We start from the raw sequence: 16,397 nt of genomic DNA, 5'->3' as shown, positions 1-16,397 counted from the left end.
CTTCCCTGTTGTGGCCGGTCACCGGTCGCCCTGGGCCTGGATGGCCGTGATGGCGACGGTGTTGACGATGTCCTGGACGAGCGCGCCGCGCGACAGGTCGTTGACGGGCTTGCGCAGGCCCTGCAGCACCGGGCCGACCGCCACCGCGCCCGCCGAACGCTGCACCGCCTTGTAGGTGTTGTTGCCCGTGTTGAGGTCCGGGAAGATCAGCACGGTGGCGTTCCCGGCGACCTTCGAGTCCGGCAGCTTGGTGGCCGCGACCTTCGCGTCGACCGCCGCGTCGTACTGGATCGGGCCCTCCACCAGCAGCTCCGGGCGCCGCTGCCGGACCAGTTCGGTGGCCCGGCGGACCTTGTCCACGTCGGCGCCCGAGCCGGAGGTGCCGGTGGAGTACGACAGCATCGCCACCCGCGGCTCGACCCCGAACTGGGCGGCGGTCTCGGCGGACTGGATCGCGATGTCGGCCAACTGCTCGGCGTCCGGGTCCGGGTTGACCGCGCAGTCGCCGTACACCAGCACCCGGTCGGCCAGGCACATGAAGAAGACGGAGCTGACGATGGACGCGCCCGGGGCGGTCTTGATGATCTCGAAGGCCGGGCGGATCGTCGCCGCCGTGGAGTGGACGGCGCCGGAGACCATGCCGTCGGCGAGGCCCTGCTCCACCATCAGCGTCCCGAAGTAGGAGACATCGGCCACGACGTCGTACGCCAGCTCGTAGCTGACGCCCCGGTGGGCGCGGAGCCTGGCGTAGAGCTCGGCGAAGTTCTCGCGCAGCGGCGAGGTCTGGGGGTCGGTCAGGGTGCAGCCGGGCACGTCGACGTTGACGCCGAGCTCGCCGGCCCGCTTGCGGATCGCGTCCTCGTCGCCGAGCAGGACGATGTCGCACACGTCCCGGCGCAGCAGGACCTCGGCCGCGTGCAGGATGCGCTCCTCGGTCCCCTCGGGGAGGACCACCCGGCGGCGGCCGGAACGGGCCCGCTCGATCAGCTCGTGCTCGAACATCATCGGGGTGACGCGCTCGCCGCGGACCACCGACAGCCGCTCGGTCAGCTCGGGACCGTCCACGTGCTTCTCGAAGAGCCCCAGCGCCGTCTCCGCCTTGCGCGGGGTGGCCGCGCCCAGGCGCGCCTCCAGGGCGAAGAGCTCGGCGGCGGTCGGGAAGCTGCCGGACGGCACCGACATCACCGGGGTGCCGGGGGCCAGCCGGGCCGCCAGGGCCATGATCTCCGGGCCGGGCACCTCGTCCAGGGTGAGCAGGATGCCGGCGATGGGCGGGGAGCCCGCGGAGTGCGCGGCCAGCGAGCCGATGATCAGGTCCGCCCGGTCGCCCGGGGTGATCACCATGCAGCCGGGGGTCAGCGCGCGGATGAAGGTCGGCAGCATCGCGCCGCCGAAGACGAAGCCCATCACGTCCCGGGACAGTCCGCCGTGGTCCCCGAGGAGCACCTCGGCGTGGAGCGTCTCGACGACCTGGGCGACCGTGGGGGCCGACAGCGCGGGCTCGTCGGGCAGTACGTACGAGGGCACCGGGAGCCGGCGGCGCAGCCGCGTCGCGGCCTCCTCCAGCACCTGCGGGGGCACCCGGTTGGCGATCATGGCGATGATGTCGCAGCCCAGCCCGCTGTACGCCTGGTGCGCGTTGCGGACCTCGTCCACCACCGAGTCGGCGCTCTGATCGCGGCCGCCGACCACGGGGATCACCGAGGCGCCGAACTCGTTCGCCAGCCGGGCGTTGACGCCCAGCTCGCCGGGGAGGTTCGTCTCGTGGAAGTCCGAGCCGAGGACGAGCACGGTGGGGAACTCCGAGGCCACCAGGTGGTAGCGGTCCACGAGGCGGGCGATGAGCGCGTCCCGGCCCTGCTCGGCCTGGAGCGCGGCCGCCTCCTCGTAGCTCAGGCCGTAGGCGGTCGCCGGGTCCTGGGTGAGCCGGTAGCGGCTGCGCAGCAGCTCGAACATGCGGTCGGGAGTGTCGTGGACGAGCGGCCGGAACACCCCGACGCGGTCCACCTGCCGGGTCAGCAGCTCCATCACGCCCAGCTCGACGACCTGGCGGCCGTCCCCCCTGCCGATACCGGTTACGTACACGCTGCGCGTCACGCGCTCTCTCCGTTCCTGCCCGGGCGTGATCCACCCAGTCGGGTGGCGGACATCTGTTGACATTACCGTTCGGTGTGCGTATGGCGCGCGGCGGGTGCGGTGCGGACCTACGATGCGAAAAGGCGACCGTACACGCGACCGGAGGGAGCGTGGAGCGCCATGCGCATCGGAGTCCTCACCGCCGGCGGCGACTGCCCAGGGCTCAACGCCGTCATCCGCTCGGTGACCCACCGCGCGCTGACCTACCACGGCGACGAGGTCATCGGCTTCGAGGACGGCTTCAAGGGCCTGCTGGAGGGCCGCTACCGTCCGCTCGACCTCAACTCCGTCAGCGGCATCCTCGCCCGGGGCGGCACCATCCTGGGCTCCTCCCGGCTGGAACGCGCGCGCCTGCACGAGGCGGCCGACAACTGGCGCACCATCTGCTCCGGCTACGGCCTGGACGTCCTCATCCCCATCGGCGGCGAGGGCACGCTCACCGCGGCCCGGCTGCTCGCCGAGGCCGGCATGCCGGTGGTCGGCGTCCCCAAGACCATCGACAACGACATCTCCGCCACCGACCGCACCTTCGGCTTCGACACCGCCGTCACCGTCGCCACCGAGGCCATCGACCGCCTCAAGACCACCGCCGAGTCCCACCAGCGCGTCATGGTCGTCGAGGTCATGGGCCGGCACGCCGGATGGATCGCCCTGGAGTCCGGCATGGCCGGCGGCGCCCACGGCATCTGCCTGCCGGAACGGCCCTTCGACCCCGCCGACCTCGTCGCGATGGTCGAGGAGCGCTTCGCCCGCGGCAAGAAGTTCGCCGTCATCTGCGTCGCCGAGGGCGCCCACCCCGCCGAGGGCACCATGCCGTACGCCCACGGCGAGATCGACGCCTACGGCCACGAGCGCTTCGCCGGCATCGGCGCCCGGCTCGCCGCGGAACTCGAGCAGCGCATGGGCAAGGAGGCGCGCCCCGTCATCCTCGGCCACGTCCAGCGCGGCGGCGTTCCCACCGCGTACGACCGGGTGCTGGCCACCCGCTTCGGCTGGCACGCCGTGGAGGCCGCGCACAAGGGAGCCTTCGGCTGCATGACGGCGCTGCGCGGCACCGCGGTGGACCTGGTGCCGCTCGCCGACGCGGTGATGGTGCTCAAGCGGGTGCCCGAGGACCGCATGCAGGAGGCGGAGTCGGTCTTCTGACGGCTCTTCCGACGGGTCGTCACGGGCGTCCCGCGCGGCGGCTCACGGACGGCGCTGCGGGGCCCAGCGGTAGGTGAGTTCGGGCCTGCCGACCTGGCCGTACTGCGGGGCGCGGACCGCGCGGCCGGTCTCCACCAGGTGCTCCAGGTAGCGGCGGGCGGTGATCCGGGAGACGCCGACGGCCTGGGCCGCCGCGTTCGCCGACAGGCCCTCCGCCGCCTCGCGCAGTGCCGCGGTCACCGCCTCCAGGGTGGGGCCGCTGAGACCCTTGGGGAGTACGGAGCCCTCCGGGCTGCGCAGCGCCGCCAGCGCGCGGTCCACCTCGTCCTGCCCCGAGGCCTCGCCGCCGGCGAGCTCGTCGCGGTAGCGCGCCCAGCGCTCCAGCCGGTCGCGCAGGGTGGGGAAGGTGAAGGGCTTCAGCAGGTACTGCACCACCCCGACCGAGACGGCCTGCCGCACCACGCCGAGATCGCGGGCCGAGGTCACCGCCACCACGTCGGCGGTGTGCCCGGCCGCCCGCAGGGTGCGCACCACCTGCAGCCCGTGACCGTCGGGCAGGTTGAGGTCGAGCAGGATCAGGTCCACCTGGTGGCGTTCGAGGGCGCGCAGCGCCGCGCCCCCGGAGTGGGCCACCGCGGCCACCGTGAACCCCGGCAGCCGGTCCACGTACAGCCGGTGGGCGTCCGCCGCCACCGGGTCGTCCTCGACGACCAGCACCTTGATCATGTCCGCACCTCCCCGCGCAGCGGCAACCGTACGGTGAAGGATGCGCCGCCGCCCACCGCCCGGTCCAGATCGACGGTGCCGCCCGCGCGCCGGGCGGTCTGCTCGACGAGCGCCAGCCCGAGGCCGTGCCCGTGGCTCTTGGTCGTCCAGCCGCGCAGGAAGACCTCCCGCACCACCGCCGGGTCCACCCCGCGCCCGCTGTCGGTGACCCTCAGCAGCAACTCGCCGTCGTCGGTGCGGGCGGTGACCTCGACGTGCGGGCGCGCCGTCGTCTGCGCGGCGCCCTCGATGGCGGCGTCCAGGGCGTTGTCGACCAGGTTGCCCAGGAGGGTGACGAGGTCCCGGGAGGTGAGCGAGGCGGGCAGCACCCCGTCGTCGATGCGGCTGTCCTCGGTGACCGTCAGTTCCACGCCGCGCTCGTTCGCCTCGGCCGCCTTGCCCAGCAGCAGCGCGGCCAGCACCGGTTCCGCGACCGCCGCCACCACGCGGTCGGTCAGCGCCTGGGCCAGCCGCAGTTCGGCGGTGGCGAACTCCACCGCTTCCTGGGTGCGGCCCAGTTCGATGAGCGAGACGACCGCGTGCAGCCGGTTGGAGGCCTCGTGCGCCTGCGAGCGCAGCGCCTCGGCGAAACCGCGCACGGAGTCCAGCTCGCCGGTGAGGGACTGCAGGTCGGTGTGGTCGCGCAGGGTGACCACGGTGCCGCGGCGCTCCCCGCCGCGCACCGGCGAGGTGTTGACCACCACCACCCGCTCCGCGGTCAGGTGCACCTCGTCCACCCGCGGCTCGGCCGCCAGCAGCGCGCCGGTCAGCGAGGCGGGCAGCCCGAGGTCGGCGACGTACGAGCCCACCACGTCCCCGGGCAGGCCCAGCAGTTCGCGGGCGGCGTCGTTGCACAGCGCGACCCTGCGGTCGGCGTCCAGCAGGATCAGGCCCTCGCGCACCGCGTGCAGGGTCGCCTGGTGGTAGTCGTACATGCGGCTCAGCTCGTCCGCGGCCATGCCGTGCGTGTGGCGGCGCAGCCGGGCGTTGGCGAGGTAGGTGCCCAGGCCCCCGACCGCCAGGGCCGCCGCGGCGATCCCGATGAGCACCGCCAGTTGGTCCCGCACCTGGTCGGTGATGGCCTCGAGCGTGATGCCGACGCTGACCAGGCCGACGATCCGGCCGTCGTCGCGGACGGGGGTGACCACGCGCACGGACGCGCCCAGCGTGCCGGTGTACGTCTCCGTGAAGGTGCCGCCGCGCTGCGCGCCCTCGATGTGCCCGAGGAAGGGGAGGCCTATCTGCTGGGTGTCGGGGTGCGTCCAGCGGATGCCGTCCGGGCTCATGATCGTTATGAAGGAGACGCCGGTGTCCCGCCGGACCTGCTCCGCATACGGCTGGAGCGCGGCCGTGGGGTCCTCGCCGCGGATCGCCGCCGCGACCGAGGGGGCGTCGGCCACCGCCCGCGCGGCGGCCGTGACCCGGTCCTTCGCGGCGTCCTCCGCGCGCTCGGCGGCGTTGACGTAGACGAGCACCGCGATGCCCGAGACCACCATGGCCACGATGACCACCTGCATCGCGAACAACTGGCCCGCCAGGCTGCGCGCACGGCGGCGCGGCCGGGGGCGGCGGAAGCGGTTCGGGAGCGGCATGCCCACCAGTGTGCACAGGTCCCGCGAACACAATGAACGCAAACGTGACCTGGCTCACTGCACGGGCGCATAGTCACCGGGACCTATCCAATCGCGGACGTCCCGGGACGACGTCTGGGTGGACCGAGGAGACGAAGGTGTCAGTGCCGGTACAGAGCCGTACCCAAGGTCGCAGGGACCGCACCCATTTCCTGTACATCGCGGTGCTCGTCGCCGCGGTCGCCGGCGCCGTGCTCGGCATGGTCGCGCCCGACGCGGCGATCGAGCTGAAGCCCATAGGCACCGGGTTCGTGAACCTGATCAAGATGATGATCTCGCCGATCATCTTCTGCACGATCGTGCTCGGCGTGGGCTCGGTCCGCCAGGCCGCCAAGGTCGGCCGGGTCGGCGGCCTCGCCCTCGGCTACTTCGTGGTGATGTCGTTCGTCGCCCTCGCCATCGGCCTGGTGGTCGGCAACATCCTCCAGCCCGGCGACGGACTGCAGCTGACCGACGCGCTCAAGGACGTGGGCCAGGCGCAGGCCAAGGACGCCCCGGCCGAGACCCTGCCGGACTTCCTGCTGGGCATCATCCCGGTCACCCTGGTCTCCGCCTTCACCGAGGGCCAGGTGCTGCAGACCCTCCTGGTCGCGCTGCTGGTCGGTTTCGGCCTGCAGGCCATGGGGTCGGCGGGCGAGCCGATCCTGCGCGGCGTCGGCCACATCCAGAAGCTGGTCTTCCGCGTGCTGTCCATGATCATGTGGGCGGCCCCGATCGGCGCCTTCGGCGCGATCGCGGCGGTCGTCGGCTCGGCGGGCGTGGACGCCCTCAAGGCGCTCGCCACGATCATGTTCGGCTTCTACGTCACCTGCCTGATCTTCGTCGTGGTCGTGCTCGGCCTGATGCTCCGCTTCTTCGCCGGGGTCAACCTCTTCCAGCTGCTGAAGTACCTCGGCCGGGAGTTCCTGCTCATCGTCTCCACCTCCTCCTCGGAGTCGGCGCTGCCCCGCCTCATCGCCAAGATGGAGCACCTGGGCGTCAGCCGCCCGGTCGTCGGCATCACCGTGCCGACCGGCTACTCCTTCAACCTCGACGGCACCATGATCTACCTGACCATGGCCTCGCTGTTCATCGCCGACTCGATGGGTCAGCCGCTCTCCCTCGGCCAGCAGATCACCCTGCTGCTGTTCATGATGGTCGCCTCCAAGGGTGCCGCCGGCGTCACCGGCGCGGGTCTGGCGACCCTCGCCGGAGCGCTGCAGTCGCACAAGCCGGCCCTGGTGGACGGCGTCGGCCTCATCGTCGGCATCGACCGCTTCATGAGCGAGGCGCGCGCCGTCACCAACTTCGCGGGCAACGCGGTCGCCACGGTGCTGATCGGCACGTGGACCAAGGAGTTCGACCGTGAGCAGGCCCGGCGCGTGTTCGCCGGCGAGCTGCCCTTCGACGAGACCACGCTCGTCGACGACGGGCACGGTACGGCTTCCGAGCCGGGTGAGCCTGCTGAGCCGGCGGACACCGGCAAGGAGCCGGTGAAGACGGCCTGACCGGCCGTCACCCCCAGAACGGTCCCGCCGGGCGGATCCCCCCTCCGCCCGGCGGGACCCGTCTTTGTGCGGCGTTCACCCGGTCGGCCCATGGCGCGGGGCGAATTTCCGCAGGGCGGGCCGGGCGCGCGGGAGCCGGTGAAGGAGCGGGCGCGAAGGGCTCGTGCGCCGGGCGTGCGGTCGGCTCCGCGACACGCCGGATGGCGTGACGAGGGGGTCGGTACCGAGCGGCGCTCGTTCCGCTTCAGAAACTTGGTCTCGAATCGGAAAACTCCTCAACTCCCCTCCTGGATAAGGGAGATAATCACACGGCCCGGCCATGGGGGGTGGGGAGTACGCGTGCCTGCTGGACTTGACGAAAACGTGCACTTGTCACGGCTCGCTCGTTATGCGTGTGCGTCGCCTTTCTGTGTTCGGGATGAGATATTTGCCGCATTCCGGACAAATGGTGTGCGCGCGCCAACGCACCCCGAGTGAACGAGGTCCCCGCTATGACTGCCACCCCCACCGTGATGGCCGAAAACGATGTCCTGGCCGGGCGCTCGCAGACGCGGCGGAGGATCCCGCTGGCGGAGCTCGCCTCCCGCGGCAGCTCACTCGCCTCGCCGACCCTCAGCCGCGTGATGCCCGCCGCAGCCTCCGCCGGGAACGTCCCGGTCGCGGCCTTCCAGTCGTTCAGCAGCAAGTAGGCCCGACCGACTCGGGGGTCCGGGCCGCAGCCATGGAGACACCAGCGCCGACCAGGGCGTTGTCGCAGTTCGTACTGAAGTTGCACAGCCGGTGCGATCTGGCGTGCGATCACTGCTACGTCTACGAGCACGCCGACACCAGCTGGAAGGCGCGGGTCCGCGCCACGCCGGACGAGGTGGTCGAACGCGTGGCGGCACGGATCGCCGAGCACGCCGCGGCGCACCGGCTCCCGGGCGTCCAGGTGGTGTTCCACGGGGGAGAACCCCTGCTGGCGGGCCCGGCGCGCATGCGCCGGGCCGCAGCCGCGTTACGCGGGGCGCTCGACGGCGTGTGCGCCCTCGAGCTCGGCATCCAGACCAACGCCCTTCTCCTGGACGAGCGGTTCTGCGACGTCTTCGACGAGTTCGGCATCTCGGTCGGCGTCTCTCTCGACGGCGGCCGGGCCGAGAACGACCGGCACCGGCGGTTCGCCGACGGGCGCGGCAGCTACGACCGCGTGGTGGCGTCGATCGGGCTGCTCCGCGAGCCGCGCTACCGCCATCTCTTCGGCGGGCTGCTCTGCACGATCGACGTCGAGAACGACCCGCTGGCGGTGTACGAGGCCCTGATGGCGCTCGAACCGCCCCGCATCGACTTCCTGCTGCCGCACGCCACCCACGACGTCCCGCCCCCGCGTCCCGGCGGCGCCCGGGCGCCCTACGCGCAGTGGCTGCTGGCCGTCCACGAACGCTGGACCGCCGAGGGACGCCCGGTGCCCGTGCGGGTCTTCGACTCCGTGCGCCGGATGCTGCGCGGCGGGAGCAGCCTCGTCGAGTCGATCGGCACCGATCCGGTCGACCTCGTCGTCATCGAGACCGACGGCAGCTTCGAGCAGGCCGACTCGCTCAAGACCGCCTTCGACGGCGCGCCGGCCACCGGGATGGACGTGTTCGCCCACTCCCTGGACGAGGTCGCCGCCCACCCCGGCATCGAGGCACGGCGGCAGGGCAAGGAGGGGCTGTGCGACGAGTGCCGCCGCTGCCCGGTCGTCGACGTCTGCGGCGGGGGACTGTACGCGCACCGCTACCGCACCGGGAGCGGATTCGCGAATCCGTCCGCGTACTGCGGCGACCTGATGGAGTTGATCCTCGGCATCCGCGAGGCCGAGGAGACGGAACGGGAGAACCCGGTGAGCACCGCGTCGGGGCAGCAGCCCCAGCACCCGCTGACGGAGGACCAGATCGACCAGCTGGCCGCCGGCTACGGCGACGCCGCGACGGTCGCCGCGCTCGCCGCCGAGCAGTTGGTGATCACCCGCGGGCTGCTCACGGCCGTCTGGGAGCGTGCTCCCCGGGACGGCAGGACCGCCGCGGTCTGGCGGGTGCTCGCCGAGGTCGACGAGGCCGCGCCGCAGGCCCTGGACGAGGTGCTCGCCCACCCCTACGCACGGACGTGGGCCCGGCACTGCCTGGAGACGGGCGGCGACGGCGGGGCGGACGTCGCGGGGCTCGCCGAGTTCGCGGCCGCCGCCGTGGTGCGGGCCGCGGGCCGGTACGAGGCGACCGTCCGCGTGCCCGTGCACGACGGCGCGGTCCGGCTGCCGGGGCTCGGCCGCGTCCTGGTCGGCGCCCCCGACGGGGAGGACGCCGAGGTCGCCGCCACCGCCGACGGCTTCTCGGTGAGCGCCGCGGGCGGCACCGTGCGGATCGACGTGCACGGCCCGGGGGACGCGCGATGGCACCCCGTACGGCGGGTCGGCCCGGCCGGCTGGAGCGTGGCGCTGGAGGACACCGACCGCTACCGCGACGCCCACCAGTGGCCTTCGGTGCCCCGGCAGGACGAGGCCGAGGTGAAGGCCTGGCACGAGGACCTCGTCGCCGCCTGGGACTTCCTCGGCCGTGAACTGCCCCGCTACGCGCCGGGCCTGGCCGCCGGGCTCGGTACCGTCACCCCGCTGGTCCCGCCCGGCGACGGCAGCGACGTCAGCGGGGCCGCCCGGCAGGCGTTCGGCGCGGTCGGCATCGCGCGGCCCGCCTCGCCGGACACCCTGGCCCTGCTGGTCGCCCACGAGTTCCAGCACGTGAAGCTCGGTGCCGTGCTGGACCTGGCGGACCTGTACGACCCGCAGGACACCCGCCTCTTCCACGCCCCGTGGCGCCCCGATCCGCGCCCGCTGGAAGGGCTGCTGCAGGGGACGTACGCCCATGTCGCCGTCGCCGAGTACTGGCGCGCGCAGGCCCGCCGGGACGTCCCTGGGGCCGCGGCGCCCTTCGCCCGCTGGACCCGCGAGACGGCGGAGGCGGTCGACCGGCTGGCAGGCAGCGGATCGCTCACCCCGCTCGGCAGACGGTTCGCGGACGGGATGGCCCGCACCGTCGCCCCCTGGCTCTCCGAACTGAAGGGGGTCTGAGGTGCACACGCTGGAAAGCCTGACCAGGGCCCTGCGCGCGCTGGGCATCGAGCCGGGGGAGGTGCTGCTCGTCCAGGGCTCGCTGAAGGCGCTCGGCCCGGTCGAGGGCGGCGGGCGCACCGTGGTCGCGGCCCTGCGGGCGGCACTGGGCGACCACGGCACCCTGGTCGCGTACGCGGCGACCCCGGAGAACTCGCTCACCTCCCGCGTGCACCGGCAGCGCACGGAGGGCATGGACGAGACGGAACTGGCCGCCTACCGCGAGGCGATGCCCGCCTTCGACCCGCTGACCACCCCCGTCTCGCCCAGCGTGGGGCGGCTCGCCGAGGAGGTACGGCTGCTCCCGGGCGCCCTGCGCAGTGCGCATCCGCACACCTCCTTCACCGCCTTCGGCCCGGCCGCCGGCTTCGTCACCGAGGCCCACGCGCTGGAGAGCCACCTCGGCGAGGACTCGCCCACCGCCCGGCTCTACGACCTGCGGGCCCGTGCCCTGCTGATCGGCGTGGACCTGTGGGTCTGCACCGCCTACCACCTGGCCGACTACCGCGCCGTCCCGCCGCCGGACCGCCTGTACCAGGCCGTGGTGCGCACGGAGGACGGCGGCAAGAAGTGGGTGCGCTTCGAGGCGCCCGACATCGACGACCGGCACTTCCCCGGGCTGGTCCCGGTGGTGGCGAGCGAGTGCGCGGTGCTGGACGGTCCGGTCGGTGACGCGTCCTGCCATCTGGTGCCGATCGCCGACGCCGTGGATGCCATCGCCAAGTGGCTGGTGAACAACGGCCGTTGACCCGATCCGCGCAAAAATGATGGTCATGCGCTATTCCGCCGGAGAATCGGCGGTTCCTACACTGAGATTCCCTCACGAGGGGTGGAGCGGGGTCGTGTAGGTCGGGCGGGGGAGATGGCGCATGGCATTACCCGTGGGGCAGGGAGACGCCTCGGACAAGCCCTATTTCTTCCTCAGTTATGCGCACACCCCCAGGAACGACCCCTCGGACCCCGACCCCGACCTGTGGGTCGCCAAGCTCTACAACGACCTGTGCGCGCACATCCTGCAGATGACGACGCTGCCCGCCGGGGTGAGGGCGGGCTTCATGGACCGGGGGATGAACGTCGGCGAGGGCTGGCCCGAATCGCTCGCCGAAGCGCTCGCGCACTGCCGGGTGTTCGTCCCGCTCTATTCGCCCCGCTACTTCCGCAGCCAGCAGTGCGGCAAGGAGTGGTACGCCTTCTCGCAGCGCGCCGTCTACCACCGGTCGCTGCACGACCGCCAGATATCCGGCATCGTGCCCGCGCTGTGGGTGCCGGTCGCGGCGAACGACATGCCGGGCCCGGCCGAGGGACTGCAGTTCAACCACGCGGACTTCGGCGAGGACTACGCCGCCGAGGGCTTCTACGGGCTGATCAAGCTCAGCTACCTCAAGCACGAGTACGAGCGGGCCGTCTACCGCCTCGCGCAGCGCATCGTGCAGGTCGTCGAGGACACGAAGATCGCCAAAGGGCGCCACCTCGACTACCACCACGTCCCCAGCGCCTTCGGGCCCCCCGGCGCCAGCCGGCCGCTGCGCGTGACGGTACTCGCCTGCTGCGACACCGAGGAACTGCCCGCGGGCCGCAGCCCCAGCTGTTACGGGCCCTCGCCCCGCGACTGGAACCCGTACCGCCCGCAGAGCAGCCGGCCGCTGGCCGACCACGCCGCCGACCTGGCGCGCAACCTCGACTACCGAGTCAGCGTGGGGGTGTTCGAGGAGGAGCTGGACCGCCTGCTGGACCCCACCCCCACCGCCCCCGGGCTGCTGCTGCTCGACCGCTGGGCACTGGCGTCGGCCGAACGGCGGGAGATGCTCAGCCGCTTCGGCAGTGAGCACCGGCCCTGGGTCAGCGTCCTGGTGCCGTGGAACCGTGCCGACCCGGAGTCGGGCGGCCACGAGGAGAACCTGCGCCGTCTCGCCGACGACGCCCTCGACCCCAGCCGCACGGACGGCACGGGCGGGCGCTTCGTCCGCAACAACATCCCGAGCCTCGAGGTCTTCAGCGACGACGTGCCCAGGGCCGTGGGACGCGCGGCCAAGCACTACGCCGCCCACGCCCCGGCCTTCCCGCCCCGGGGCCCGCACAGCTCGCGCCCCAGGCTCCGGGGTCCGTCCGCCGGGACGTACGGATCCGACCGCTCCTCCCCGCACGGCCTGCACGACGACCGCGGCACCACTGAACCCGACAAGCCGGAGGGCCAGGATGACCGAGAGCCGTAACGGACGTGTGATCACGTTCTACTCGTACAAGGGCGGCACCGGACGGACCATGGCCCTGGCGAACACCGCCTGGATCCTCGCCGCGAACGGCCACCGGGTGCTGACGGTGGACTGGGACCTGGAGGCCCCGGGCCTCTTCCGCTTCTTCCACCCCTTCCTCGACTCCTCCGCGCTCGCGGCCACCACCGGCATGATCGACCTGATCACCGAGTACCGGGAGGAGGCGCTGCGGGACGTGCCGCGGCCGCCCGACTGGCACCGCCAGTTCGCCCGGGTCCGCCCGCACGCCATATCCCTCAACTGGGCCTTCCCCGACGGCGGCAGCCTGGACTACCTGTCCGCCGGCCGGCAGGACCGCAACTACTCGACCGCGCTCACCGGCATCGACTGGGACGTCTTCTACGACCGCTTCGGCGGCGGCCAGTTCCTGGACGCCATGCGCGCGGACATGCGGCGCCACTACGACTACGTCCTCATCGACAGCCGCACCGGCCTCAGCGACATCGCCGACATCTGCACCGTCCACATGCCCGACGAGCTCGTGGTCTGCTTCACCCTCAGCGACCAGAGCATCTACGGCGCCTCCGCCGTCGCCCGCGACATCGAGGAGCGCTACAACGGCCGCGGCATCCGCATCTTCCCCGTGCCGATGCGCATCGACGACGGCGAGAAGGAGAAGGCGGACGCCGGACGGGCCCTGGCCCGTTCCCGGTTCGAGGGGCTGCCGGCCGGGATGGACGACGACGAACTCGTCTCTTACTGGGGGTCGGTGGAGATCCCGTACCGCCCCTTCTACGCCTACGAGGAGATCCTGGCGACCTTCGGGGACGCCCCGGGCCTGTCCAGTTCGATGCTGTCGGCCTGCGAACGCCTCACCTCCGTGGTCTCCGGCGGCTCGGTGACCTCGCTGCCCCCGATCCCGGAGTCGGAACGGCTGCGCTGGGCGGCGGAGTTCACCCGCCGCAGGCCCGTACCGCCGTCCGGGCTGGTGCTGGCGTACGTGCCCGAGGACCGTATGTGGGCGGACTGGATCGAGTGGATCCTGACCCGGGCCGGCTTCCGGGTCGTCCCCTGGGACGTGGAGACCCACACCGCCCCCGCGGAGCAGCCCGCAGTGGCCGGGGCGTCCTCCCGCACCCTCGTCGTGCTGTCCGCCGCCTACCTGCGGTCCCGGCGGGCCATGCGGGTGTGGGAGTCGAGCGCGGGCACCGACCCCTCGGGCCAGCAGCACCAGCTGATGCCGATCCGGGTCGGCGACGTACGCCCCGGCCCGCCGCTGGCCCAGCGCAGCCCGGTCAGCCTGGTGCGGCTCGACCACTCCGCTGCCGCCACCACACTGCTGCGCGCCCTCGGCCGGGACGAAGCGGACCTCAACCCGACCGCCATGGCGGGCGGTCCGCGCTACCCCGTCGGCGACCCCAAGGTGTCTAACCTGCGGCCCCGCAACACCTTCTTCACCGGCCGCTCCACCGTCCTGGACCGGCTGCGCGACCGCCTGGGCGGCGGCAACCCCTCCGTCCAGCCCTTCCCGCAGACCCTCCACGGCCTCGGCGGCGTCGGCAAGACGCAGGTGGCGCTGGAGTACGCGCACCGCTTCAAGGCCGACTACGACCTGGTGTGGTGGATCGAGGCGGAGCAGGAGGACCGGATCGCGCCCTCCCTCGCCGAGCTCGCCCGCCGGCTGGAGCTGCGCGTCGGGGACAGCGTGTCCGAGGCCGCCGAGGCGGCCCGGGAGGAACTGGCCGCCGGTACCCGCTTCACGCGCTGGCTGCTGGTCTTCGACAACGTCGAGGACCCCGAGCGGGTACGCCGCTTCTTCCCCGGTGGGCGCGGCCACATCGTGGTCACCGCCCGGAACAAGCCGCCGACGGGACCGACCGAGCCGCTGGAGATCGAGGTCTTCAACCGCTCGGAGAGCGTGGAGCATCTGCGCCGCCGGGTCGGCGGCATGAGCCGGGAGGACGCCGCGCAGGTCGCCGAGGCGGTCGGTGACCTGCCGCTGGCCGTCGAGGTGGCCGCCGCGTGGCTCGCCGAGACCGCCACCCCCGTCGACGTCTATGTGCACCAGCTCAAGGAGCAGACGACCAAGGCCCTGTCGGTCACCACCGCCGCCGGCTATCCGCGGGAGGTCGGCGCGACCTGGAGCATCTCCATCAGCCGGCTGCGCAACCAGTCCAAGGCCGCCGTCCGGCTGCTGGAGCTGTGCGCGTTCTTCGCGGCCGAGCCGATCTCGATGACCCTGATCGAGAGCGACTCCATGATCCAGGCGCTGCTGCCCCACGACCGCGAACTGCGGGACCGCTACATGCTCGGCAAGGTCATCCAGGCGCTGAACCGCTTCGCCCTGGCCAAGGTCGACCCGGCCGACAGCAGCATCCAGGTGCACCGGCTGGTGCAGGCGGCCGTGCGCTCGGAGATGTCGGAGGACGACCGGCAGGAGACGATGCACGAGGTGCACCGCATCCTCGCCGAGGCCCGGCCGCCGGAGGACGCCATCAACGACCCGGCGAACTGGCCCGGGTTCGAGCTGATCTGGCCGCACCTCGCCCCCTCCCAGGCCGAGGACTGCCGCGAGGAGAAGCCGCGGCAGCTGCTGGTCAACCGTGTCCGCTACCTGTGGAAGAGCGGTGAACTGGAGCAGGCCCGGCTGCTGGCCGAGCAACTGCTCCGCAACTGGCAGCAGTCCCTCGGCCAGGACGACCAGCAGACCCTCAACCTGCAGTTCGAACTCGCCAACGTGCTGCGCTCGCAGGGCAAGTACCAGGAGGCCCGGCAGTACGACGAGGACACCCTGACCCGGCAGACCGCCCTGCTGCCCGCCGGCCACCCGCACACGCTGATCACCGGCGGCAGCCTCGCCGCGGACCTGCGGGCACTCGGCCTCTACCAGGAGGCCAGGGAACGCGACGAGGAGATCTACGCCGGATTCAAGGACATCTTCGGCGAGCAGCACCCGCGCTCGCTCGTCGCGGCCAACAACCTCGCCATCGACTACCGCCTCACCGGGGACTCCGAACTCGCCCGCCGGCTGGACCAGGAGACCGTGGACCGGCGGACCCCGATGCTCGGCGACCGCCATCCGTACACCCTGTCCACCAAGGCCAATCTCGCCCGCGACCTGCGGGAGGTCGGCGACTACACCGGATCCGTCGCGATGCTCGAAGAGGTGATGGACGTCTTCCAGGACGTCCTCAACCCCGACGTGCCCGAGACGCTCCGCAACGCCAAGAGCCTCGCGGTCTCGCTGCGCAAGGCGGGCCGCGCCGCCGAGGCGATGCGGCTCACCCAGGTGACCTACGACCGCTACCTGGAGCGGTACGGTCCCGAGGTGCCCGACGCCCTCGCCTGCGCCCTCAACCTCGCAGCCGACTACTCGGCGGCCGGGGACAAGGAGAAGGCGCGCGACCTGGCCCTGGACGCCCTCGCCTCCTACCGGCAACTGCTGGGCGACGAGCACCCGTTCACCCTGGCCTGCCGCAACAACCTCGCCATCTACCTGCGCGGCAGTGGCAACGCGCGGGAGGCCGTGGAGGTCGGCACCGACACCCTGGCCAAACTGGAGCGGGCGGTCGGCCCCCGCCACCCGTACACCCTGAACTGCATGATCAACCTGGGCAACGCGACGGGCGAACTCGGCGACAACGAGCGGGCCGTGACCCTCCTGGAGGCCGCCCTGCGCGGCCTCACCGAGCGCTACGGCCCCGAGCACCCGGACGCCCTGGCCTGCGAGATCAACCTGGCCTACGCCCTGCGGCAGTCCGGGCGGCACACACGGGCGCAGGCGATCCGCGGCAAGGTGCTCCCGGAGTGCGTACGGCTGCTCGGTGAGGAGCACCCCCTCAGCCGGGCCGCCCGCGAGTGGTACCGGGTCAACCGGGACCTGGAGCCGCAGCCGGTGTGA

10 protein-coding genes are annotated in these 16,397 nt (G+C 72.5%); 7 read left to right on the top strand and 3 right to left on the bottom strand.

The features are described 5' to 3' along the window. Positions 1-18: 18 nt before the first annotated feature. Positions 19-2,097, bottom strand: a complete 2,079-nt coding sequence (gene pta / locus CHF15_RS19350; protein ID WP_089225085.1) for a phosphate acetyltransferase — start codon at positions 2,095-2,097, stop codon at positions 19-21. Positions 2,098-2,256: 159 nt separating this feature from the next. Here pta and CHF15_RS19345 point away from each other — a divergent pair, with 159 nt between their 5' ends. Then, the gene (locus CHF15_RS19345) at positions 2,257-3,282 is read left to right on the top strand and encodes an ATP-dependent 6-phosphofructokinase (protein ID WP_089225084.1); all 1,026 of its coding nucleotides are present in this window, start codon (positions 2,257-2,259) and stop codon (positions 3,280-3,282) included. Between the two features lie 42 nt (positions 3,283-3,324). On the opposite strand, the gene CHF15_RS19340 is transcribed toward CHF15_RS19345, so the two are convergent. Continuing rightward, the gene (locus CHF15_RS19340) at positions 3,325-4,008 is read right to left on the bottom strand and encodes a response regulator (protein WP_089225083.1); all 684 of its coding nucleotides are present in this window, start codon (positions 4,006-4,008) and stop codon (positions 3,325-3,327) included. Continuing rightward, positions 4,005-5,639, bottom strand: a complete 1,635-nt coding sequence (locus tag CHF15_RS19335; RefSeq protein ID WP_089225236.1) for a sensor histidine kinase — start codon at positions 5,637-5,639, stop codon at positions 4,005-4,007. The genes CHF15_RS19340 and CHF15_RS19335 overlap by 4 nt, the downstream gene beginning before the upstream one ends. 143 nt (positions 5,640-5,782) lie before the next feature. On the opposite strand from CHF15_RS19335, the gene CHF15_RS19330 reads away from it, so the two are divergent. The 6 genes from CHF15_RS19330 to fxsT all read left to right on the top strand — a co-directional run bounded on the left by CHF15_RS19330 (position 5,783) and on the right by fxsT (position 16,397). Then, positions 5,783-7,165: a cation:dicarboxylate symporter family transporter gene (locus tag CHF15_RS19330; RefSeq protein ID WP_089225082.1), complete on the top strand. Its 1,383-nt coding sequence runs from the start codon at positions 5,783-5,785 to the stop codon at positions 7,163-7,165. 491 nt (positions 7,166-7,656) lie between these two features. Beyond that, positions 7,657-7,854: a hypothetical protein gene (locus CHF15_RS19325; RefSeq protein WP_089225081.1), complete on the top strand. Its 198-nt coding sequence runs from the start codon at positions 7,657-7,659 to the stop codon at positions 7,852-7,854. A gap of 32 nt (positions 7,855-7,886) precedes the next feature. Continuing rightward, on the top strand, positions 7,887-10,244 hold the full coding sequence (locus CHF15_RS19320; RefSeq protein WP_245938918.1) for an FxsB family cyclophane-forming radical SAM/SPASM peptide maturase: 2,358 nt from the start codon (positions 7,887-7,889) through the stop codon (positions 10,242-10,244). A gap of 1 nt (position 10,245) precedes the next feature. Next, positions 10,246-11,031, top strand: coding sequence for an AAC(3) family N-acetyltransferase (locus tag CHF15_RS19315; protein WP_089225079.1), 786 nt, complete (start codon positions 10,246-10,248; stop codon positions 11,029-11,031). A gap of 121 nt (positions 11,032-11,152) precedes the next feature. Then, a complete protein-coding gene (locus CHF15_RS19310; protein ID WP_089225078.1) occupies positions 11,153-12,496 on the top strand; it encodes a TIR-like protein FxsC in 1,344 nt (447 codons plus the stop codon). Then, complete coding sequence (fxsT, locus tag CHF15_RS19305; protein WP_089225077.1) at positions 12,480-16,397, top strand: FxSxx-COOH system tetratricopeptide repeat protein; 3,918 nt, start codon at positions 12,480-12,482, stop codon at positions 16,395-16,397. Before CHF15_RS19310 ends, fxsT begins: the two co-directional genes overlap by 17 nt.

It is taken from the genome of Actinacidiphila glaucinigra, assembly GCF_900188405.1.
GTDB lineage: Bacteria > Actinomycetota > Actinomycetes > Streptomycetales > Streptomycetaceae > Actinacidiphila > Actinacidiphila glaucinigra.
Note: the sequence above shows the minus strand (reverse complement) of the source record. Positions and strands in the feature narration are given on the sequence as shown.